This window comes from Candidatus Litorirhabdus singularis (assembly GCF_026262625.1).
GTDB lineage: Bacteria > Pseudomonadota > Gammaproteobacteria > Pseudomonadales > Halieaceae > Litorirhabdus > Litorirhabdus singularis.
In genome coordinates this window covers 1212220-1237098 of the sequence record NZ_SHNN01000001.1, presented here as the reverse complement: position 1 = coordinate 1237098, position 24879 = coordinate 1212220, and the positions used below count along the sequence as shown (strand labels likewise).

13 protein-coding genes are annotated in these 24879 nt (G+C 57.4%); 10 read left to right on the top strand and 3 right to left on the bottom strand.

Annotation, left to right across the window (positions count from 1 at the left end; genetic code table 11):
• Nucleotides 1-101: 101 nt before the first annotated feature.
• On the bottom strand, nt 102-788 hold the full coding sequence (locus tag EYC98_RS05495) for a YdjY domain-containing protein (protein ID WP_279244305.1): 687 nt from the start codon (nt 786-788) through the stop codon (nt 102-104).
• On the bottom strand, nt 785-1807 hold the full coding sequence (locus EYC98_RS05490; protein WP_279244304.1) for a methyltransferase: 1023 nt from the start codon (nt 1805-1807) through the stop codon (nt 785-787). Before EYC98_RS05490 ends, EYC98_RS05495 begins: the two co-directional genes overlap by 4 nt.
• A 138-nt stretch (nt 1808-1945) precedes the next feature.
• Between EYC98_RS05490 and EYC98_RS05485 the strand changes: the two genes are divergently transcribed.
• The 10 genes from EYC98_RS05485 to EYC98_RS05440 are packed head-to-tail and all read left to right on the top strand — an operon-like array spanning nt 1946 to nt 12628.
• Nucleotides 1946-2557, top strand: coding sequence for a TVP38/TMEM64 family protein (locus EYC98_RS05485; RefSeq protein ID WP_279244303.1), 612 nt, complete (start codon nt 1946-1948; stop codon nt 2555-2557).
• A complete protein-coding gene (locus EYC98_RS05480) occupies nt 2542-3243 on the top strand; it encodes a hypothetical protein (protein ID WP_279244302.1) in 702 nt (233 codons plus the stop codon). The genes EYC98_RS05485 and EYC98_RS05480 overlap by 16 nt, the downstream gene beginning before the upstream one ends.
• On the top strand, nt 3243-4325 hold the full coding sequence (locus EYC98_RS05475; protein ID WP_279244301.1) for a prenyltransferase/squalene oxidase repeat-containing protein: 1083 nt from the start codon (nt 3243-3245) through the stop codon (nt 4323-4325). Before EYC98_RS05480 ends, EYC98_RS05475 begins: the two co-directional genes overlap by 1 nt.
• Nucleotides 4326-4334: 9 nt before the next feature.
• Nucleotides 4335-5795 carry a hypothetical protein gene (locus EYC98_RS05470; protein WP_279244300.1) on the top strand — a complete coding sequence of 487 codons (1461 nt, stop codon included), beginning with the start codon at nt 4335-4337 and terminating at the stop codon, nt 5793-5795.
• Entirely contained in the window at nt 5792-6262 is a 471-nt protein-coding gene (locus EYC98_RS05465; RefSeq protein WP_279244299.1) for a hypothetical protein, read from the top strand. The genes EYC98_RS05470 and EYC98_RS05465 overlap by 4 nt, the downstream gene beginning before the upstream one ends.
• A 23-nt stretch (nt 6263-6285) precedes the next feature.
• Nucleotides 6286-7314, top strand: coding sequence for a hypothetical protein (locus tag EYC98_RS05460; RefSeq protein ID WP_279244298.1), 1029 nt, complete (start codon nt 6286-6288; stop codon nt 7312-7314).
• Entirely contained in the window at nt 7307-8296 is a 990-nt protein-coding gene (locus EYC98_RS05455; protein ID WP_279244297.1) for an AAA family ATPase, read from the top strand. The genes EYC98_RS05460 and EYC98_RS05455 overlap by 8 nt, the downstream gene beginning before the upstream one ends.
• Entirely contained in the window at nt 8269-9174 is a 906-nt protein-coding gene (locus tag EYC98_RS05450) for a DUF58 domain-containing protein (protein WP_279244296.1), read from the top strand. Before EYC98_RS05455 ends, EYC98_RS05450 begins: the two co-directional genes overlap by 28 nt.
• Entirely contained in the window at nt 9171-10343 is a 1173-nt protein-coding gene (locus EYC98_RS05445) for a hypothetical protein (RefSeq protein ID WP_279244295.1), read from the top strand. The genes EYC98_RS05450 and EYC98_RS05445 overlap by 4 nt, the downstream gene beginning before the upstream one ends.
• Complete coding sequence (locus EYC98_RS05440; RefSeq protein WP_279244294.1) at nt 10322-12628, top strand: vWA domain-containing protein; 2307 nt, start codon at nt 10322-10324, stop codon at nt 12626-12628. The genes EYC98_RS05445 and EYC98_RS05440 overlap by 22 nt, the downstream gene beginning before the upstream one ends.
• A 2-nt stretch (nt 12629-12630) precedes the next feature.
• Here EYC98_RS05440 and EYC98_RS05435 read toward each other — a convergent pair whose 3' ends face one another.
• Nucleotides 12631-24876 carry a PKD domain-containing protein gene (locus EYC98_RS05435; protein ID WP_279244293.1) on the bottom strand — a complete coding sequence of 4082 codons (12246 nt, stop codon included), beginning with the start codon at nt 24874-24876 and terminating at the stop codon, nt 12631-12633.
• Between the last annotated feature and the right edge of the window lie 3 nt (nt 24877-24879).

Below are 24879 nucleotides of genomic sequence, written 5' to 3'. Positions count from 1 at the left end.
GGGTTATAATCTCGAGCAAAATCATGAAAACGCCAAGTGTAAAATTTGCTGACACTTTGCCTGCCGAATTACTTGTACTCGCTAACGTTCAAGCCTTTAAATCAAGGAGCCCCGCCTGATACAGGACGACTAATCGTTAGCAGTACCGACGCTCCCTGTGGAGGCGCCAATGCCTCATTCAACTTGACCCCACCATAGTTATCCAGCCCCAACCCCTCGCGATGGTGAATAATGCTGTCCTCATCATGCACAAAGCCTACCAGCGTGCCGAATTCCTCGGCCTTGTAACGACCGCCAGGACCAAACCAGGACCCGTTATAGCGCCAGCGGTGGGAGGTGACCGGCTTGCCATCGACACTCAACAAATCTGCTGCTGCCACGGTGCGAGTTGCACCCTGTTGCTGCCAACTGATGCTGATATCGACCGGATTACCGCGCACCGGCGCCGGGTCAAAGTGCCGTTGCGGACGGGTCGCGCGGCTGTTATCCAAACCAATCAAAATGCAGGCCAGGTTGAAATCGTGGGCATTGGTCTCCAGCTCTACGATGCTTTCATAGCTTTTGTGGCCGCCCTGCGTGACCGCTATGAACTCGATAGGGTCAGCCCGCCGCAGCGTCACGCCCGGTGTCGTAAACGTCTGCTTGGCTTGATCGATAATAATGGCACCAACCTGCAGCCGCCCATCCCCCAGGTCGATGGGCGCAGCGGCACTTTTTACCTCAGGCGCCGCCGCTGTGATCGGTCCTGAGACCAGTACTAACATCAGCACTAGCGCCAGCTGCTTCACAATTTCACTCCAGTCACTACCCTATGCGGCATGGGCGGCGGAAAGATCTGTGTCTCCAGTTGGCCCAGACCTGCATCTGCCATCCAACTGGCTATATCCGCATCCGCATGGACACCCCCATCGGCGGCGGTTAACAGCATATTCAATCCAAACAAAGCTGCCATGCTGGGCGCACTGCCACTGCTATCGGTCATAACATCGGCTATCACCAGCAGCCCACCGGGGGCCAGACTGGCATGAGCACGGGCAATCAACTGCTGACAGCTAGCTGCCGTTTCACGATGAAATACTCCAGAAATCATTACCACGTCACGATCACCCGGCCAATCCTCGACAAAGTAGTCGCCAGCGATAAAACCGACCCGCTCGCCTACTTGCATGCCGGCGACAATTTCCTCGGCAATAGCCGTCACACCGGGCAGATCTAACACCTGCGAAGACAACTCAGGATAACGACGGCAGAAGAGTGCGGAATAGGTACCAGGACCGCCGCCCACATCCAGCAGGGTGCGACGACCCGTAAGATCCACCAGGTCTACCAGAGTGCTGGCGGTGCCTAACGCCCGGTCATGCATGGCATAAACAAAGTGCCGGGTACGCTCGGCGTCATCCCCCAGATACTGCGCCGGTGGTAGCTGCGGCGTATCGTCGCGCAGCGCCTGCTCCAACAAACCCCAGGTGTTATAGAGATCATCGCTGTAGCGAAACGAATTACCCATGAAGGCACCACCACCGGGCACCAGCAGCGCCTTGCCCGCCGGCGTATTGCTGAAGCGGCCCGCCTGCTCCGAAAGCAACCCCAGACTCACCAGAGCCTTGAGTAACAGCCGGGTTGGCCGCTCGGCGAATTCCAGCGCCGTGGCTATTGCGGAGGTTGTATCTGCACCTTCCTCAATAGCGCCAAATAAACCTACCCTATTCGCCGTCAGCAGTATCTGTGAATCCCAGTAGGCGGTGGACAGTTGCATGATGCGCGTTGCATCTGCAACCGGTGTTGCAAGCGTTGCGACAGATTCCATTACCTGACAGTCCCATGGTCGCTTTAAGAGAATCTCATGATGTCACGCTTGGCAGGGTGATTCCATACACCCAGACTGCTGCCGTTTGTCTCGTACGACGGCAGCCACTACAATTGAAACTCTTGATTGGAGACTGCAATGCAAACCTGGGGACGCGTGACAGTCATCTGCCTGCTCTCCCTGCTCATACCCATCATCCCGTTTATCGCGGTGGGAGAGATGCCGGGAGAACGCTGGCTGTCGGCTGCTGACAGCAGTGCCACGCAGTTCGCCGCGGCCGGTATGCTGCTGTTAGCTGGTGACATCTTGCTACCCGTCCCCTCCAGTATTGTAGGCACCCTACTTGGCGCCAGACTCGGCTGGCTACCCTCACTACTATGGATATGGTGCGGCCTGATGATCGGCCATTGCCTGGGTTATGGCATCGGCCGCCTGTGGCCACAGCGATTCTCTCAATCCCTACCGGAGCGCCCCACTGGCGTGCTGTTATTTCTAAGCCGGCCGGTGCCGGTTTTGGCAGAGGCGATGACCTTTATGGCCGGCGCCAGCCGCGTGCCATTCCGCGTATTTCTGCCGCCCTGCCTACTGGGTAATGGCTGCTATGCCATGGCGCTGGCACTAATAGGCGAATACCAGCTGGCGCAGCAACTGGCGGGTCCTGGTCTGGTGCTACCGATGTTGTTGCCAGTGTTATGCTGGTTGTTATGGCGTTACTTTATAGGCAGCGAGGGCACATGGCATCACTCTTGAAAATGTGGCTAGCACTGACTTTACTGACAGCAGTCACGATGCTGGCGCTGCCGGACAATGATTTGTTCGGCAGCCAGCAGCAGCTAGTGTGGGCTGCGATTACCGTGTTGCTGGCCCAGTTGCTGGGGCCGTTAGCTATGGCTCAACAGACGCCGCTATCAACACCGGCACCCGCGCTAGCGGCGCTGGGGCAAGGCTTGGCAGCGGGTCTGGCATTCCTGTGCAGCGTACCGCTGTTAACCTCCCTAAACGCAGTGGTCAGTGCATCCCTGTGGCTGCTATGCGCGGGTATTGCCATATTAGTGATACTGAGTAGCCTTGCGCAGCAGGCACTGCAGCTGCGACAGCAGCTGTCCGCCAGCCTGGCGGCAGCAGCTGTAACCATCACCACGCTGATATTGATGCTGGCGCCGCTGTGGCTGGGTCCGCTGGCGGCTAGCGGCAGCGAGAACATGGGCGCGATAGCACTCTTCATCAGCCCGTTGAGCCTGCTGGCAGGACTGGCTGATATTGATTTTATGCGCAGCAGCTGGTCCTACCGCTACTCCGAACTGGCTGCTATGCCTGTCACTTACCCGCCGTTGGTGTTATTGCTGGCACTCTATGGCGGCCTTATGATTCATACTCGCAGCATCTGTCTGCGCACCCCGAAACCGGCACCCGCCATACCCCCGGAGACACACTGATGAAACGCAGAAGCAGATTACTGGGAATAGTCGCTGGTCTATGGGTCATCAGCGCCAGCGCTTTTGCCCAGGCACCTATAGACGCGGAATTGCTGGAAAAAGCCAAGCGCTCCGCAGATGCCGGACTGCGCTTTTTACGCAATCAACAGCAGGACGATGGCTCGTGGATGCACTCGGTTGGCATTACCGCATTGGCGACAAGAGCCTTTCTGGAAAACAGGCGCGGTTATGACGAGAGCGACGGCGCCTTTATCACACGCCCGATAGGATTCCTGCTCAGCCACGTCAATGACAACGGTTCGATTAGCGAAAGCGGACAGAACAGCGGCTACAACACCGCCGTCGCACTTGTCGCACTGCAGGCGACCGGCAACCCCAAATATGAACCGATTATCAAAGCCGCGCAGAGGTATCTGCAATCCTTGCAACTGGAGCAAAGCGAGGGCTACGAGCCCGATCATAAGTTCTACGGCGGCATCGGTTACGGTGGCGACGAACGCCCCGACCTGTCCAATCAATACCTTGCGCTGGAAGGCCTGCGGGCGACTGCACTGGACCCTGAAGACCCGGTCTGGCAGCGCGCACTGGTGTTTGTGAGTCGCTCGCAAAATCGCAGTGAGAGCAACGACCAGGACTGGGCAGCTAACGATGGCGGCTTCACCTATATGCCGGGCTACAGTCCCCACGGAGGTACCGGATCCTATGGCGGCATGACCCATGCGGGACTTATTGGACTGCTGTTCGCAGGCGCTGAAAAGCAAGATCCCAGAGTGCTGGCGGCCTATGACTGGATTCGTAATAACTACACGCTTGCTAACAACCCAGGCGTGGACAACAACAGTGGCCTCTTTTACTACTACAACGCCTTTGCTAAAGCTATGTACGCCTACGGTGAGCCACTATTGGTAGACTCGGCAGGGGTGAAACATAACTGGCGTGAAGATCTGACCCGGCAACTGCTCAGCATGCAGGCTAAAGACGGCTCCTGGGTTAACCCTTATTCGGGGCGCTGGTGGGAAGACAAACCCGAGCTGGTGACCGCCTGGTCAGTGATTGCGCTCAACCACGTTATTCGCCAGTAACCACCTGAGGTGCGGTACTCGCTGATCTGGCTGCTCGCGCTGCTGTTGCAGGCTGGACCAGCACTGGCAGAGCCACAGCTGCAGGCGTGGCCAGCGTGGCAGGGACTGGCCAGAATCGGTCACAGCAGTGAAGTTGAGCTGCTTCTGACTAACTATCCGGCAGGCAAAGTACAGCTCGCGACCGCCAGTGCCAGCCACCGTTTTGAACAAAGTATCGAGCTGAGTGGCGCTGCAGCCATAAAGCTACAACTCCCGTTCGTGGCCGACGTCGGCGGCACAATAACTGTCACGGCTGCCTACGCCGATGGGACTGCGTCCCGGCAACAGCTGCGTCTGCAACTTATAGAACCGACCCGACCATTGCGTGTGAGCGCGGTACGCGCGCCCGCACAGGAGTATCTTTTGAGCGCGCCGGAGGGCTTATTGCATACCGCGCCAGACTCTCTCCCACATCTGGCTATGGGCTACGCCGGCGTAACTACACTGGTGCTTGATAGCGCCACGCTAAATCAATTGCTACCTGAGCAGCGTCAGGCCCTGCGTGAGTTTGTGGCCACCTGTGGCAGGCTCTATCTGCTCAACACCAGCACCGCACAAACTGGTGAGCTGCAACGCTATGCTGGCTGTGGAGGGAAAACGGTAGCAGCGTTTACCCATTGGCAGCAGGCCAGTAACACCGTGACACCCCGCCCGGCCTGGAGCCGCGACGCCATCAACGCGCTGGCACGGCTGGCGGCAGACTCAGCGCCAATGCACCCGGCTATGCTTCCCCTGAGTTTGCTGCTAGGCGGCTATCTGCTAGGGCTGTTGGTACTGCTGGGGCTTAAGACGCAACGCCGCTGGTTGCTGGGCTGGGTAGTATTAATCACCGCACTGGCTATAGGCGGCTGGTGGCAACGACCACCCTTACGCACCGCACTGAGCTGGAGCGAAATGCAGATCAATGATCCAGTCGCTCAGACCACCCGCATACTGGACTTGGCTGGCCGCGGACGCTGGCGCGGACAACAGGCTCTGCTAGAACCCACAACAGCACCGCAGGCAATATCGGCTAACGCCAGCGTAACCACCATTGCTATCGGCGCTAACGGCATGGCCCTGGAGCTAGCCACCCAGCTGTTCTCGCGACAGCAGCTGAGTTATCAGCGCTACCGCTTTATCGACCCGCAACTGGAGCTGGGTATGCGCGCGGCGCGGCCTTATCTGGTCAATCACAGTAGCGAGACTCTACCGGCAGCCGTGCTCTGGTGGAATCAGGAATTCTTTGCAATACCGGCGCTAGCCCCCGGTGCGGAATGGCAAATTGGCAACAGCAGCGGCATAGCCGGGGCACGTCCACTATTGCAAATGATGCATCAGCGCCTGGCAAATACTCCGTTGGCACTATTGATTAACCTTCCAGCAGAAGAGCCCAACAGGCACTGGCTGCTGCTGCGAAGCCCTGCAATAGCCGCAGGACCCACAATATGAACCTGCGTCTGTCCGGACTATTAATGGTTGCTGCGCTGCTGGTCTGGAGCCTCTGGCTGCTGGGCTCGCTGGCGCCAGGACTGTCAGCCACCGAGCAGCCGTTGCTGCACAACACCGCCGCTGTTGCGCTGCTGGCTCTACAGGGTTTACTGCTGGCTTTGATACTACCGGCCCTGCCGGCCTGCACAGACCGCTGGGCCAACCTCTTTGTAGCTAGCTGGCTAATACTGGTACCGCTGCCTATTCACAGTATACTTTGGCTCATGGATGCCACCTCGCTGGCGTTTCTGGGAGGAATCATGGTCTCGATGACGGGCTTCAGTTGTTTGGCCCTGATGAGCGCCGCAGTCATTCGCGCGTTGCCTCATCAAAGCTGGCAGGCAGTGCTGACGCCAACCCTGCAACTGGCGCTGAGCCTTAGTCTGTTGCCGGCGGTGCAGCTGGCCAGCGACTATTTAGCCCAATGAACACTCTGCTGCAGGCACCCCTATTGAACAGGCTGCTGATGACCGCGCGCTGCCGGCTGCAGCTTTCTGCACTATTGCGTGGCCTGGCTCCAGGCTTGTGGCTAGCGGCAGCTGCGCTGATTGCCCTGTTACTGTTGCCCGGCGAACCAAGTTGGACGACTATCGCTGTGACTGTCGGTAGCTTGGTGCTGGCGACCATGATCATCACACTGTTCCAGACATCGACCAATAACACACAGGCCGCCACCGCTGCCGACTATTGGCTAGGCAGCTACGGGCTCATAACTACTGCGGCCGATATTCTGGCGCGCCAACCGCAGGTACTAACAGCCGCTGAGCAACAAGTATTGCAACAGGCTTCACTGCGGGCACCGGCATGGACCCGCACACTGCGGCAGCAGACCCAATTTACGCCCGGCGGCAGGTGGGGGTCGGCACTGGCGACACTACTGGTGGCGGTGTTCCTGCTGTCGCTGCAATCACCGACCTCACTAGACCGGGGCTCGCTAGACCGGGGCTCGCTAGACCGGGTCTCGCAGGACTCAGCCTGGCCAAATCGTTTCGCCTCAAACCAGTCATCGATAGCCGCTGCAAGCCCGCGCGCCGGCGGTGCCCCCATGTCGCAAGTCCCTTTTCCGCAGGCATCTATTCAGCACATGCCAGGCAACGCAAATGAAAACCTGACCGCGTCGATGCTTGAGGTCAATACTCACACCGAGGGCCCCGCCTCACCGCAGCCCAGCCCCGACCAGCAAGCACTGCCGAGGCTAACCCCAGTAACCTCAGCCGTGTCGGAAATATCATCAGCCGCAACGCCGCAATCGACGGAACCCAATGAGCTGTCGTCAAACGGAGCGGAAATTTCGCGCCGCGGCACTGGCATGGAAAGCAGCGCCGGAGCGGAAAATGCAGCCACGGGGGTTGCTACCGCAATCTCTCTCAGCAGCTACGCGCCGGCGAGTGATGCGCCCTACTATGAACCCTTTGTAACCGGCTCCAGTGGCGCCATTATGCGCCGCTTCTTTGCCCGACAGGATGTTTCCGATGAGTAGTACACCACCAGCTGCGGCCAGTTTAGAGCAGGCACAACAGAATCTGCAGCACATTCAAACTGCCCTCAATGCGCACATCGTCGGCCAGCAAACGCTCATCAGTCAGCTGTTGGTGGCCCTGGTGAGTGGCGGCCACGTGCTGCTGGAGGGATTGCCTGGGCTCGGTAAAACCCGGCTTACACAGGTTTTGGCCGCCGCTATCGGCCTCGACATGAAACGTATACAGTGCACCCCCGACCTGATTCCCGCCGACATCACCGGCAGTGAGACGCTAATTGGCGGGGAACTGCAGCAGCTGGGCTTTAGGCAGGGACCGGTTTTTGCCAACCTGGTGTTGGTCGACGAAATCAACCGCGCCACCCCACGCACCCAGTCGGCATTGCTGGAAGCCATGCAGGAAGGACAGGTCACTCACCTCGGCCAGACTTATCCCTTACCGCAGCCATTTCGGGTATTGGCGACGCAAAATCCAATCGAGTTGGAAGGCACGTTTCCATTGCCGGAGGCCCAACTCGACCGCTTCCTGTTCAAACTTTCGGTGACCATGCCTGATTCCGCGGCGCTGATGGAACTGCTGGAATTGTCGCTGCAACCCAACCCCGATCAACTACCGGAACCGGTGGTCAACCCACAACAATTGCAGGAGCTGACTGAAGCCGCGCAGCAGGTGCTGGTAGCCAAGTCCGTGCGCGAGGCAGCCGTTGCGCTCATTCAATTGACTCAACCCGCTGCCGATAACCGTCACCGTATCCGCCATGGCGTTAGTCCACGCGGTCTGCAGGCGCTGGTAAAAAGTGCCCAGGCGCAAGCCCTGCTAAGCGGTCGCAGCCACGTCGCACTGGAGGATCTGGCTGCGGTCAGTCTACCGGCCCTGCGGCATCGACTGTTACTCAGCCATGAAGCTGAGTTAGAAGGGCTCACCAGTGATCAGGTGCTAGAGGATATCGTGGCAGTATGGCAAGGCACGCAAACGCCACGCTGATGCTGCCAGAGAGCGGGCAGCTAGCCAGATTCGCCCGTCTTTACGGGCCGACGCTTAACGCGCGAGCGACCGTACCCGGCGCCAGCGAACAGGGGCGCCGACGCACCGGCCCTGGCACTGAGTTTTATGAATACCGCGAGTACCAGCCCGGAGATGATGCCAGACGTCTCGACTGGCAGAAGTCCTTGGCCACCGGTCGCCCGCAGATGCGGCAGTTGCAGCAGCACTATCAGTCTGACTGGTTTGTCTGTGTCGACGCCAGCGCCTCCATGTTAATGCCCGGTCTGGGCAAGTTTAGTCTGGCGGCACAGCTAGCAGCCGCTACCGCTTATCTGCTGCTGGAGCATGGCAATCGCGTCGGTCTGCTGCAATTCAGTAGCGGTCTGGACGCCACAGTCGCGCCCGGACGCGGACGCTATCAGTATCAGGCGCTATGCCGGCAACTGCTAGTCGCCAATGACTCCAGTGGGGGCAGCGGCTCCAACCCGGGCATCTGCGCCTCGGCGGCCGGTGCATCCGGTAGCGGTCTATTTGTCATCAGTGATTTTCTGGGTCCGGACAGCCAGTTCCGCGGCCTTGATCTGCTGCGCAGCAAGCACCGTGAACTACATGCCCTACAAATAACTTCTGTTGACGAATTGACTCTGCCCGACACTGCGGCCTGCCGCCTGCGGGACAGTGAAACCGGCGCCACGCGGGAATTGCCAGACACCGCGCAGGCAGCAATTCAGGCGTCCGCAATCTTTGACCGACAGCAAGCCCAGCTCCGTGCGCACTGTGCTCGGCGCCGCATCCACCTGAGCCAGGCCTCGACCGGGCATAACTGGATGCAGGTGCTGCGAACGCACCTGCAAACTACCCGGGGCATTGGCCAATGAACCTGCAGGCACCGCTCTGGCTGTGGCTGATTCCTGCGTTGTTGGCAGTGTTGTGGTGGTTGCACCGACATGCCAGTGCCAACAGGACAATCACTGTTTCTGCGCTAGAGCTATGGCCAACCACAGCAGATGCCGAGGTCGGCCAGCGGCGCCCACTGCCGGACCGACGCTGGCTAATGCGCGCGCTCTTACTCAGCCTGCTATCGCTATGCCTAACCAACCCCAGCTGGCCCGGAAGCGCCGGCGCCGCGGCTGTGAATGGCACACTGGAAATCAGCTCACTTACCCTGAAACGCGACTACGTCAGCGGCAACTATAGCGCGATGTTCAGCCTCATCAACCACGGCGACAAAGCCAGTACTATCGAACTTGAGTTGCGCGTCGATGGCACTCCGCAATACCGTGAATCAATCACGGTTGCCGCTGCAGCTAACTGGTCTCAACAACTGCAGCTGGAGCAAGCACCGCTAGACTCGCTACAACTAAGCGCAGTCAAAGGAGCAACCACCCGTATACAACTCACTACAGAACAGCTATTGCCAGTACCAGTGTTGGTGGCGCCAGCCTGCGGCCAGTCCTTACGTCGCGCACTGCAGACCCATCCCGGACTACGCATTGCCGCGGGCAACGACAATAGTAGAGACCACAACAGTAGAGACCATAGCAGTAGAGACCATAGCGGCGCAGTTATGGCCATTGCGTGCGCCGGTGCGCAGCCGTCGACCTCATTACCCACCCTGTTACTGCCCGGCAGAACTGAGCTGCAACCGGTTGCAGCCCAACCGTGGTGGAGCTACCAGCCGCAGCCCTTTATTTACCTTGATGGTACGTGGCTGCAGCGCGCGGTGGGCACCGTCTTTACCGGCGCAGACGAACCACTGCTGATGGCCGGTGCTGACACACTGCTGGCCCGACGCGCAGCGAATCTGGTCAGCGCACTGGATCTGGAGTCTAGCGTACTGGCCGCACAGCCCACGTATCCACTGCTAATCACGGAGTTGCTAGATCAACTGACCGAGGCTGACCTCCGCCACGGCAGCATAACGGCGGCACCCGTACCGGTACTGGAGCATTCCGACACGGAACCAGAGCGGCCACTGACGCCTTACCTGTTAGTGCTATGCCTGTTAATGGTGGGCAGCGAACTATGGCTGTCCCGCAAACCATGAAGACAGTGACCGCGTCGCGTGGCCTGGTTTTAGCACTACTGGTGCTGGCCTTGTGGAACCCCCCACTACTGACGCGGCAAGGCACACTCGACATCGCTCTGGTTGACCTCACCAGCACAGAATCAGCAGAACACGACGCGCTTGTCGCACGGCTAAACAACACGCTGGCAAGCCTTAACCTCGAAGCAAACTGGCATCCAGTCACCGCTAGCACCACAAACGCCGATACGGCAATCAGCGCAGCCCGGCAGTCAATACCGACCGCCAGCGCCAACCCGCTGCTGCTATTGGTTGCAGATGATACAGCCGAATACCGGATTACCGAATACTTGCAGAAATCACCGACGACCAGGGTCAGCAATTTCTGGTTACCGGTGCCAACCTCAACAACTGAAGAGCCCGCCAGTATAGTCGCCGTGAATGCCCCATCGCGCGCCAATGAACTGACCCAGATACCTGTGACCGTGCACCTCACGGCAAACCTGACGGGGCACTACTTGGTGCGGGCCAGGATAGCGACTAACAGCGTCGACCAAAATGTCAGCTTGGACGCGGGGCAGCAACAGACCCTGACATTATGGCTGCAAGGCAGCGCCGGCAATCATCAACTCGTCGTCAGTGTGCATAACCCTGAGCAGAAACGACCTCCGTTGACCCAATACCACCATGGCATCACTGTTGAGGGCGCTGGCACTCTACTGCTAATCAGCGACCGGCATCAGCAACTGCCGGGGTTGCCTGCCGAGGCTCGAAAGCAGCTCACGGTAACCTCGGCATTGCTAATGAGTCACCTGGAATGGCTGGCAGAGGCCACTACCATCGTGCTCGATAATATTGCGATTGAAGATTTACCGCCCCAGGCGTGGGCGCTACTGGAGCAACAGGTTCGCCAACGCGGTACCTCTATGTGGGTACTGGGCGGCGATCATAGTTTCAGCGCCGGCGGCTATCGCGGCTCAGTATTAGAAGAGCAGCTGCTACCGGTTATCTCAGAGGCGGCGCTCCAGAAGCCAGCCGCCGCCGTGGTTTTTCTTATTGACCACAGCGGCAGTATGGGCGGCAGTGACGGTCACAACATGGCACTGAGCATGGCCAATCGGGCAGTCGAGGCATCCGTAGCAGCGTTAGCTGCCGAGGACCAGGTTGGCCTGGTGGAGTTTGCTGACCGCGCCAGACTGGTAGCGGCACCCGGACGTTATAGCCGCCAGCAACTCCTGCAACTGCTGACGCTGGACGCCAGTGGCAGCACGCAGTTGAGCGCTGGACTGGAACAGGCAATAGCGCAACTACGTCAAAGTGAACTGGAACAGCGACTGCTGGTACTTGTCACCGATGGTTTTACGGCCGACATTGATATCGCAGCTTGGCGGCTACAACTGCGCGAGGCCGGCGTGACGCTAGTGGCACTGGCCGTTGGCGTCGCGCCAGATCTGGAGACACTTGAACAGTTGGCCTGGTCCGAGGACAGCCAGGTGCTCAGGGTCAGTAAGGTTAGCGACTTACCGCAGCTAATGGCCAACACAGTAGCCCAACAGCGCAACCCTGCACGCGGCGCCACTCAAGTTATTCAACGCCGATCTCTGGATAACACAACGTCAGCCTATCAATGGCCTGAGGTTAGCCAGTTGCAAACCACGCGTGCCAAGCAACAGGCACGGCAATATCTGGTAGCGGCCAGCGGTGAGCCACTGCTGGCGGACATTCGCGTAGGTGCAGGTCGGGTGTTGGCGCTGCCAGCAGGCCTCTACGAATGGGTGCCGGCATGGCAATCATGGCCACAGCTATCCCGTGTAATGAAGCAACTGATGCAGCTTGATGGAGCCTTCAATGACAGCTCAGCACTTACACTAGAGGCACAACAGGTGGGCCGTGAGCTAAGAATCGTAGTAGAAATGGCGCCTGTAAACGGGGCAGCAATGACGACTCTCACAGTCTACGGCCCCAATGCACAGCGCCTCGATCTGGCAATGCCCGCTAGCGCGCCAGGACTGTATATGCAGACTGTCAAAAACATACAGCCTGGCAACCACCTATTACAGGTCAATCAAGGTGATTTGGAAATCGAGCAGGCTTATTACCACCAACCGGTCGGTGAACTCAGTGCGGCACGGGAAGCCGGGCTATTAACGCTGTGGACGACGTCAGCACTGGCTGAGCTTGCCATCAACGAGCAACAGCATAAACCCCGCTGGTTCGCGCTGCTGGCAGCTGTGCTGGCCTATCTCACCAGCGTCTGGCTGGAGTCGGGCAGGCCCGGCATTTTACGCCGAAGCCCGCCTCACTAGGACTACTGCGCAGCACACCGTGCGTAGGTGCACTGCACCACACACTGCCGGGCATCGTTAAGGTTGATCACGCCATTACCGTCAATATCGCGCGGATCAGCGCCCGGTGGATCTGCCGGCATATTGCGTGCCGCAGAGATGATACCGATGTCACTCCGATCAACATCACCATCCGTATCCAGATCACAAGCCAACACACCAGCCTCATCGACTGTGACACTGAAGGTATCACTGCCGCTGGCGCCTTCGTCATCAGTCACCGTGACGGTAACCGTGTAAACCCCATCACTGGTATAGCTGGCACTAGCAGCGACACTACCGTTACCCTCGCCCTGATTAACAGACACCGCCTGCGGGCCGTTACCATCACCCCAGTCCACCGTAGCCGTATGCACATCGTCAACACCCGCATCGGTAAAGGTTGCCGGATCCAGACTCACTCCAGCACCAATCTCAATGCCAATCTGATCAGCGCCTGCCTCGACCACCGGTGCCAGATTGCGCACAGTCACCTTCAACGTAGCGCTGGACGCCGGGTTGACCCCGTCGTTGACAGCAACAGTGACCGTATACTCACCATCCTGCGGATAGTCATTGGCCAGCGCAAAAGTCTTGCCATTTAGGGGCAAGGTCTCTGTACCATCGCCAGCACCGTAGTCAACAGTGGCCGTCCAGTTGTCAGCTTCGTCGTCGCTGAAGCTGCCGACACCGGTGAATCCTTCACCCTCGTTAATAGTGACATCACCACCAGGATTGACCACCGGTGGGCCATTGGGAATGTCGACCACTATCACTTCAAAGGTGTCGTCACCGCTGGCGCCCTCATCGTCGGTAACCGTAACAGTCACTGTGAAGCTGCCGCTAGATGAATAGCTATGGCTGCTCTGGACGCTGCCACCGCCCGCTGACTGGTCAACGGTGGCAACCTGACCGCCAGAACCGTCACCCCAGTTAACAACCGCCGTATGCGTATCCTCTATACCAGCATCAGTGAAGGTCGCCGGATCGAGATCAACGTTGGCGCCAAGCGTTACGCCGCCCTGATCAGCACCCGCCTCAACCACTGGCGCCAGATTATTAACGGTAACCTGAAGCTGGTCAGTACCATCACCGCTACCGTCATTGACGATCACTGTGACTATGTACTCGCCATCTTCAGCGTAATCATGCTCCAGCACAAAGGCCATACCCGTCACAGGCAGTGGTTGCACAGCGCTACCATCGCCATAGTCAACGGTGGCAGTCCAGGCGCTGTCATCAGTATCAGTGAAGCTGCCAGAACCGCTGAATGTACCGCCCTCGTCGATAGTGGCGTCGTCGCCTACAGTCACCTGCGGAACCAGGTTCGGCGAAGCGCTAATAGACACCTGGAAGCTATCGGTTCCGGTAGCGCCTTCGTCATCAGTTACCGCAACGGTGACGGTATAGGTGCCGCTACCCGCATAGCTATGACTACCAGCCACGCTGCCGCTACCCTCTCCTTGCGTCAAACCACCCGCCTCTGAATCACCATCGCCCCAGTTAATCTGCGCGGTATGTGTATCCAGGACACCAGCATCCGCAAAGGTTGCTGGCGCCAGGCTGATCAAGGTACCGGGCAAGCCACTCTGGTCGCTACCCGCTGCGACCACAGGCGTCGCATTGGAAACGGTTACCGCCTGAGTTGCAATTGCAGTACTGCCATCATCATCGGTTACCCGCACAGCAACCAAATAGCTGCCATCTTCGGGATACTTATGACTCTGCAACGCGCCGGCATCACCGGAGGGCGCAAATGTACCGCTGTAATCCCAATCCCACTGGTAAGAAACGATGCTACCCACCGGCACGCTGGATTCACTGGCGTCATAATTACCAGTGTCTCCTTCCACCATAGTGTCAGTACCCGTCACTTTGGCGGTGGGCTCAGTATCAGCTACCACCACTGCCAGCGTGGCTATATCTGTGCTGCCATCATCATCGGTTACCCGCACTGCCACAGTGTAGTTTCCGTCCTGCGGATACACATGGGTCGCGGTACTACCGGAATCACCTGACGGATTGAAGCTGCCATCGTAATTCCAGTCCCATTCGTAGAGAACAATATCATCCGGAGACGACGTCGAACCGGTGGCATCGTAGCTACCGCTATCGCCCTCGGTAAGGCTGTTGTCACCGACAAGATTGGCGCTGGGCGCTGCGTCTGCGACGGTAACCGTCAGGGTGTCAGAACCTACACCACCATCATCATCAGTTACGGTCAATACAACCGTATAACTGCCATCGTCCGGGTAGGTATGAGTAGGCGTCAATCCATCGGTCGATGTGCTGCCATCACCAAAATCCCACTCTACGGTATGTGTGTCAGCGGTACCGGGATCGGTAAAGCTGCCGTTGAACGCAAACTGCTGGCCTTCAACCATAGTCTGATTCGGGCCTGCCTCTACCGCAGGTGCAACGTTCAGTACAGAGACCTCGGCGGACGCGGTGTCGTCCAGGTCCCTATCTGTTACCCGCACTGTAACCGTGTAGACACCGTCATCAAGACCGTCAAAACTCGGCATAGGCCCGGTGGCATCATCAAACTGGCCATCGTTATCCAGATCCCAGGAGTAAATCAGCAAATCGCCATTGGCATCGCTGGATCCACTCGCATCCAGAATCAATGAGCTGCCTTCGTTAACCTGATAAGGTCCCGCCAATTCTGCTTTCGGCGCTATATTGGGCACTGCCGTGACAACCGCAAAGTCAATATCACTCAGCTTTTCGTTCTCATCGACCTCTTCATCTTCATCAATGTCGTTGAGTACGCCGTTGTCCCAGACCCGTAAGCCAATGTCGTAGACACCTTCAGCAAATACTGGTGTGGGTTTTTCACCGTTAGCTCCCTGATACTCAAACGGGAAACCATCGAGATCCCATTCCCAGGCAGTAATGCTATCAGTGGGGTCTATGTCAAACGACCCACTACCGTCCAGCTCACACGGCACGCCGGCTGTACAGGTGTAAGGTCCACCGGCATCAGCCACGGGCGGGTGCGGAGGAATAGCCACAATAATCTCAGCGGTATCAATATCGGTCAGCGACGGAATATTGTTATCCGTGACTCGCAGACTGACGATCACAGATATCGGCAGATCGTCTTCGTTATAATCATCCTTCGCGTAGGTGTGTGTCGCCGTCGGCTGATCACTACTGGAATCATAAATGCCGTCGCCATCAAAATCCCACTCGTACTTGACCAGTGACCGGAACGGATCCAGGTGGAAAGAGCCGGAGCCATCAAACTCGAGCTCACGATCCACGCCCCAGACCCGATCCTTACCTGCCACCGCCACCGGTGGCTGCACGAACACAGTACGACTGAGGATAATCACGCCCCAAGCTGAGCGCAATTGATCACGTATCCAGGTAGTACCGGGGAATTTGCCATCGGTCATCTGGTCATCGATCAGGGTCCGGGCCAGGCCCAGCTCTTCGTCACGGAACCAATCGAGGCCACTACTGACAAACTCGACTACTGGCTCTGGCTGTGCCAGACGCATCGCTTTGGTCAAAGCATAGAACGGATAATAGGGTCTGTTGCCAGGCGTAATAATATACTGGCTGGTCCAGGTACCGGCTATCCAGGCTTCAGATGCAAGCCAACGGTTATCGCTGGTATCGCTTTCAGAGAAGATCAACTGCACCATACCAGACGGTGTTCCGGCAGCGGTGGACCCACCCGTGGTGTAACCAAAGCCCGTACCAGTGAAAGAAATATCTAACCACACTTGATTGCGTTCCTTGACCCACTCGGGCACAGGAATACCAAAGATATCCTGCGAAGCCAGCATCCCGATCGCACCCCACTGAGCTGCGGAGTTATCGATACTGCTATTCCAGGAATAACGCCATGCGCCACCCTGGCCCTGCTCAGTCTGACCCCAGGCATACTGATCAGCCATATCCGTCAGAATCTCAAAGTAGGTTCTACCCTTGATGCCATCCGCTCCAGTGATCGCCCGCGCCAACGGGGTGCCACTGCCAGCGATGGCGTCCATAACCTGGCCGCCCTGATAGATAGGATTACTACCGGAATTGTTGACGCCGGTCTGGATACCAATGCCGTTGCCGTTACTATCAGGCTCGCCGTAGGTTTGCACGGCGATCGCGACGGTGCCCAGATCCCGAAACAATTGACGCAAACCGCGCATCACTGTCTCGGCGTAGGGGTTCTCAGAGTGGTCGATCGTCTCCAGATGACCATTAATCTCAAAAGCCTGTATCGCCGAGGCCGTGGCGCTGGCGCGCGCATTACTGACCCAATAACCGGTCGTATAGCCTTCCGCACTGGACCGCGTCTGCGTCTGGTGGAGATACCACAGGCCCTCATCGATCGCGACATTGATCTCTGTGGTCAGGTTTTTCGGTTTAACAATGACCAGGTAGGTTGCGCTGCCCACATTGCCGACGCTATCGGTGACACTAAGCGTAGCCGTGAATGGAGTGCCAGCCGGTGCCGCTGGATATATATGCGACACGGACAGGTCAAAGGCATTGCTTACTGGAGTCACCGCAGACTGAGTGCCATCACCAAAGTCCCATTGATAGGAAACAGGGTCAGCATCGCGCACGATACCCTTCAGGCGAATTGCCTTCCCATTATAGGTCTCATGGGGCACCAGTGGGTCAAAAGCCACCCACGGCACAGTTATAACATCTGGCGCCAGATTGTCAGCTACGGCTACTGTCTGCTGCGTAGACGAGGTCTGGCCAGCACCGTCAACAACCGTCAGCGTCACCACATAGGGGCCGAGATCTTCAACACGAGTATTGTCTATCTCCATATTGCCGCCAGCAGACGTAATATGCACATGCATCTGAGCATCACTGCCTACCGTCGATGAGTACAGTTCCGTCCACTCACTAGCACCGTGTTCACGGAAATAGTAAACCGCGCCGGAGGGGAGTGTGTCGATACGCACATCGTATTTGACATCCTCGCTGTAGCTACCCTTATTGCCGCGGCTAGACCCATTCTCATAAATAACGATCGCGCCACGGTTGAAATAGATCGCATGCGGCATCTGGGCATAACTGGCCGAGCTGCTGATCTTTTTCAGACCCCACATGGTTACGTTCGAATCGAGCGCTGTTAGTTCCGCGCTTACACTGATTCTGCCCCGCGCATAGGTCGTCGTGCTAGTCGCATATCGGTTACTCCAACTGCCCGCACCGGTCAGCAATTGCACGCCGCCAGTCTGGGTGACGCCACTGGTATTCCAGGTCAATCCCTGCACGCCTTCTTCGTCGTAGGTATCTGCAAACAAAGTCGATGCTGATGCCGACGAGGCATTCGCGTAAGTATGGAAAGGCGTTGCGCCGACTCCATTGATATCGTTAGTGGGATTACCGTCGCCGTCAGAATCTATATCGGCATCAAAGTCCCAGCGGTATTCCACTACCGCAAAATCATCACTGGAGCTGCGACCATCAAAGTATGCCGGAGGCCCATTAGCCGCCGCACCTGATACCGGACTAACCCCTGCCTGCGGCGCATCGCCAACAATCACCTCAACGGTGGTACTAGCGGTATCAGTTTTCAAAGTACGATCAGTGACCTCTAGCTCTACCGTATATGTCCCGGTGGCCTGATAAAAATGCCGTGGGTTAGGACCTTTGCCAACATAGGGCAAATCAGCGGTCTGCGTTCCCTCCGCCTGAGGACCACCGGTAGTATCACCAAATTTCCAGCTAAAGGTCTGGATACCATAATCATCGCTGGACCCGGATCCATTAAAATTAATGAACGATCCCACCTCTGCCACATAGGGGCCACCAACATCACTAACGGGCGGCTCACCATCTTCCACCGTAATCGTGGTAGTCGTTGAATCGGATTGCAACGCATTGTCGCGTACCGTCAGGCCAACAGTGGTAACACCAGTTTCGGTGTAACTCTGCTCCGTCACCGGGTCGCGCGAAACTAACGCTACCCGCATATTATCGAGACTCCAGGCTTCTCTGTTATGACTGGCTCCGACTCTAAGCGGTGAATCGGAAGGGTTGACGGAGGTAAAGCTGGTCAATGCCGTCCAGTCGCCCGCGCCCGCTTCACGGATATAGTATTCCGCTCCACCACCGGGTTTAAGAACAAGGCGAACATCATAAAGCACACCACGCGAATAGGTACCAACCTGTCCGCGACTACTACCATTCTCATAAATGTTCAGCACCCCATTGTTGAAATAGAGCGCGTGCGGCATCTGGGTGTAAGAAAAGCTGGCCGGGCTGCTCTTGAATACGCCCCACATCATATAGCGCGAGCCCGCGCTGTCATCACGGACCTGACCCAGGATCTCAACCCCCGCCGCACGCTGAAAAGACTCCCCGCTATAGACGCCCTGATTCCAACTGTTAACACCGCTAAACTTAAGGAAACCGTCAGATTCGGTAGCAACATTAGTGACCCAGATGTCCTCATCGAGCACACCATCACTGTGGTCATCGATCAGAATCGTACCCAGGTCCCAGGCGTAATCAAAAATTCCACCGTCGTCTGAAGAACCTCTTGCATCCAGCACCGCGGTCCAAACTCCGCGACTCGCATCAGCTTCGGTCAGCACATAAGGGCCACCGGTATCCGCGGTTGGGCCATCCCCAAACTCTACCACCAGATCCTTCTCCAGGCTGACCGCCTGGCCGGCATGATCAGTGACAGTCAACCGCGTGGTGTAGGTACCGGGAACCGTATAGCTATGGGAAATTTCCTTGCCAGAACCGGTACTGCCATCACCGAAGTCCCAGTCATAGCTGGCGATGCCAAAATCATCTGTTGAGGTGCCTGCATCAAATTCCACGGTCCAGACGCCACCGTCGGCGAACTCTTCACCGGCAACAGCTGGCGCCTCAAACGCAGACTCCGGCGGATCGTTCAACATCACCTCGACTGTGGTGCTCGCGGTCGACGTCTGGCCGACGTTGTCGGTCACCGTCAGCGTCAGGTCATAACTACCGGTTGCTGTGTACCAATGGCGCAGGCTAACCCCGCCAAGATACGTTCCCAGGTCGTTAAAGGTGTTAGCGCGACCCAGGGTCTGAATGACAATGGGCTTGTCGCTGCTGATGCGATGGACGCCGGACCCGGAGGCAAAATCTGTCGGCGCCAGGCGCAAATAACGATCGCGCTCCAGGGTGCCAACCACGTCGCCGTCAACGGTAATTTCAGTGGCATCATTGGGAGCAAAAATGACTATGCCATCACGCAGGTTGTGCAGTACAAACTCCGTGCCATCCATGCCGCCGGCGAAGGAAATGTCGTCACCCAGGCTGAGAATGTCGGTGCCGCCTTCCATATCGCCGGCCCACACTTCTACCAGGGCATCGCTTTCCAGTCGCAAGCGCCGCTGGCCTACCCCGTTCTGGAACCAGAAATCACCCGCCGCGATCGCCGCCGTATAAAGCTCGGTATCAGTGTCCATATCACGTACCGTAATGGTGGCGGCCTCATGCGCCATCACCACAATACCGCCACCGCCGTAGGTCGCGAACTGGAACAACTGTCCGGCGCCATCGCCGGACGCAGCGGGCACCGTGGTATAGCCGTTAGCACCCACCGTTTGCATGCTGACCCGGCCACTGGACACAACGTGATAGATAGTATCGGTAAGCGCGGGAGCGCGATACTGCCCGGCCAGCAGCGCAAAGGAGTCAATTACAGTACCGCTGCTATTGGTGAAGCTGATAATGGTGTCTTCGTAAGCGTAGACAAAAAAGCCTTGATTGCCGTCGCGGTGAAACACAAATTCGCGGCCTACCGGCGTGCCGTCAAGCGAGGGCACAAACGCACTGTGGTTAGCCGAATCCGTCAGGTAGGCTACCACCGGATGTGATGCTTCTACCTTGAAGTAAACCCCGGTCCCGGGATCAAAGCTGTTCCAGCTCTGCAGGCGATTGAGGGTCTTGGTCCCTATTACCGCACCCGTGTCCAGATTAACCACATCGACCACGGTGTTATCTTCCGTGGCGACAATACGGTACAGGTTGCCATCACCCACATCCTGGCCATAGAGATCCGTGCCCACCGCAAAATAGCTGCTGCGTGTGCCATCGCCGACGCCCGCGGTGTAGCTGGTGCCATCACCAAAATCAACGGTATAGCGTTCAATCGCGTTATCATCACTGGACCCGGTCGCATCGACCACCAGGTTCCAGGCGCTATAGTCCGCGTCAGCTTCATTGAGCACATAGGGTCCGCCCACATCGGCCTCCGGAGCTGCACCCATAGTGGCGATGGTAGTCAGCTGGGAGGTATGGCTCTGCCCACCGTGATCCGTGACGGTGACTTGCACGTCATAATCCTGGGCGGTATCGAAGATATGACCGATCTTGGCCGGGCCCACACCATTGTCAGTCCACTTGTCATCCAGTGGCGTGACTTTAACATTGTCAAAGCGCAGGTCCTGCGCATTGGCCAACAAGCCCACGCCGCCAAACGGATGCGTCGACGGCGCCTCATATTCGAGAGCCAGTACTTCCACGCCATCTTCCGGGGTGACGTAAAGTTTGACATTGTCCCCCACCACAACCAGACGCAGGTGATAGCGTATACCGGCATCCCAACCCTGGCCTTCTTGCTTGAGTGTGGTACCGGTTGACCAATCGTAGATACTCCAGAAATCCCAGCTATTGCGCGAGTACAGCAGATAACTGTTGGTCGACGCCGAGGTATTGGCGTTGTGGAATACTATGCCGACATAGCCATCCGGACTGCTGGTCAGTGCCCGGAAGTCTACTTCCAGCTGGAAGTCGTAGTAGGAGCGAGTGAGGTCCTGGGCCCAGCGCCACGCACCCCCGGTATTGGTCTGCGCCAACTCACCGCCAGCTGCAGTCCAGGTACCGCCATTGATAGTCCAGCCGGAGAAATTACCATCATCAAAGTCATCGGCCAGCGGTCTGAAGGTCGCGCTCGCCCCATCGGCCCAGTCAAGGCTCCAACTGGCAATACCGTTGTCATCACTGCTGGCAGCCGCACTGAACCAGCCGGCCCAGCGACCCAAAGACGCATCGGCCTCAGCCAGCACCGCCGGACCGGCCAGAGCAGCTGCCGGTGGATCTGCAAACGCTACGGTAACGGTGGTGGTGACGCTATGGCTTTGCTCGGTCTGGTCATAGACGGTCAGGGTGACAGTATAGACACCCGCGGACTCATAGGCGGGGCGCACCACGGCACCAAGCGCATCAACCTGGATACCGTCACTGTCATCATAATCCCATTCGTAGCGCTTGATATCGCCTTCGGTATCACTGGAATCGCGTCCATCCAATACACCGTGCCAACGACCCAGTATTGCGGCTGTTTCCGGCAGCACATAGGGTCCGCTGGCAACGGCCAAGGGCGCATCACCGTTGACGACCACCTGCAGGCCGACACGATCAGTAAAGCCCTCGTCATCGGTCACCGTCAGCGTAACCGTAAAACGGCCCTCTGTAGTGAAGGCATGGCTCGCGGTCACACCACTGGCGGTTGTGCCATCACCAAAATTCCACTCGTAGCTGATAATGGAGCCATCATCAAAGGAGTCTGCGCCGTCAAAATCGATGGCCTCACCCTCATCGGCTTCGGTTTTAGTCTGCTCGGCGGCGGCAAACGGTTGCCCCAGCACGCGTCCCGCCGGTGCCGCTACCGCCAGCGTGTTGTTCCCTAACGCCGCAACCTGGGTTGCAGCAGCAAAGGTGGCGTCGCCGTTACCACGGAAATAGAGTAGCTGCCGCGAGGTGTGGTTGGAGGCAATTACATCCATTAAGCCATCGTTATTAAAATCGTAGGCAGCGATTGAGGCGTAGTTATTGGTATCCAGGGCCTTGACGCCGGCCTGGAAAGACCCGTCACCATTGCCTTTGTAGAAATAGGTGTCGCCGTTACTGCCATAGCCGGCGAGAAGATCGGGAACGTCGTCGCTGTCGAAATCAGCCAAGGCAACGGCGTAAGGGTCAACTCCTGGATCGGCAATTACGGTGCCGTCCGATACCAGGTTACCGTCACCATCTCCGCGGTGCAGATGGATATAGCCGCTGCTATAACGCGCACGCACGACATCCATATTGCCGTCGTCGTCGACATCACCACTGTCAATACCTCGTCCGGCCGTACCACTGCTAGGCACAGTGCTAACGTCGAAGCCGCTGACCATGCGCGGGCGTGTGATGCGGAAGTTGTCGAACCAGAATTCCTGGCCAGCAGATGCGGTGTTATTGCTCCAGAATTCAAACCGCGACACTGAGTAACCGGCCGAGGTGACGGCGCGAATAGCGCGATAAATATCAATATCGATAGAATGCCATTCGCCGTCATCAATCAGGGTGACCGCCAGAGGCGAAACCACGTACGGCCCTGGGCTTGCGTTCGCGGTACCACCGAGTGACATCCAATTGTAGCCGTTGACATGAATGAGCAAACCCACCGGTGTCCCCGCAGGAATCCGGTAGTCAAAGCTCATGGTGGAGCCATCAGGTAAGATAAAATCAGCGGGATCTATGAGGGAATAAAGATCGCTGCCGGCACTGCTTGCCACCGCACGCATAGACCATTCGCCGCTGGAAGCAGTGGTATTGTCGCGGCTAACCGTGGTTCCATTTCCCGATAAGGTCCAGCCATCGGTGCCGGTTTCAAAATCGGTACTCAATATCGCTTCATCGACGGTGACCAGAGTGCCGGTATTTTCCATCAGGAAGGTATAGGCGCTATTACCCTGGACGACAAAATCTATCAAGCCATCGTTATTGAAATCCTCGGCAGCCATATCCATAGTGTAACTGCTAACGCTTTCGGCAGTGCTGCCAATCGGACCCAGATACACCGGAACATCAAACTCACCGGCATCACGCGCGTAGTAATACAGGTTTGAAAAGGGATTACTGGTAGCGCCCGCCACCATATCAAAATCATCATCACCGTCGAAATCGGCAACCACGATGCCACGTGTATTCGAGCCAATATCATCATGCGGCCGGAAGCTGTCGAATGTTCCGTCACCGAGGCTGCGGGTGGTGTAAATCCAGCCATCATCGCGAATCATCGCAGCGTAAACATCGGGCCCCATGGTGATGGCAAACGACTGGGTATCCATCTCATCAAAACTGTCCGTGACCACCAGGGTCACGTCCGTGCTGAAACCTGCATCAGTCGGCGGCGTCCAGGTGATCAGCCCAGTGACCTCATCGATGGCCATTCCTGCTGGCGCGGTATCGAGCGCGTAAGATAAGGTATCGCCCAGTGCCACCTCGGTATCGGTGGCGAGCACCTGATAGCGATAGGGTACGCCCAGCGAGCCTCCCCGGTTAGGTACAGAGGTGATCACAGGCGCGCTGTTGATATCACCCACCACCACCGTATAAGTGGTGGTATCGGTATTACCATCGGCGTCCACAACCGTCAGTGTCCCTTGAAAGAACCCCTGCTCGGTATAGCCGGTCATATTGATCAGCGGGCCGCTGCCGGTAAAACCGTTAGCGAAGTCCCAGTTATACTCGACAATACCAACATCATCTGAAGAGGGACGGCCGTCAAAGACGAAGGCCTCGCCCGGTGCGATCGTGATGTAATTGTCCAGCACCCGGGCTTCCGGGGTACCGGGTTCCACCAGCCGAATATCGTCAAGCAAAACCGCCGAGTCGCGGCGACCGTCGCCGACATCGTCGACGCGCAGTTCCAGGCTCAGCACCTTGACGCCGTCATTAACAGCAGACACATCCGCGATCAGCGTCCGATAGCCAGTTTGCAACGCATAACCCGTCCAGGGCGCTGCGACAAAAGTGTCAAAAGTATCGGAAGCCAATACCACTTCTTCGTCGGCATCGGTGACCATAACGAGCGTCACAGTGAACGCGTCATTGGCAAAACTGGGTCCGGGTTCGTTGGTCAGGAAGTTGTAATTGAGCCGCAGGGTCGAATACGCCGGATCAATGGTGAAGTTCTCTATCAGCAGCGTACTGCTGTCGATATCCGCAGTGGTAGAGCCAGCGTCGCCGGCGTTGCTGATCAGCAACGACTGCGCACCCTCAATCGCAGACAGCGCGCCGAGGTTAGCAACCAGTTCAACACTACCAGACGGTGTGGTGCCACCCAGTCCGGACTCAAAGCTACCATCAGCGCTGCCAATGACATTGGTGGCAGACTGCAAAGACCCTCCAGAAAGAGCTAGCAGCACTGTCGTCAGCAAACCAAATATGCGACCCAGCAAGACAGCCTGCGCGCGTGACGGGAGCAACTGTGCAAGATTATTCATGTG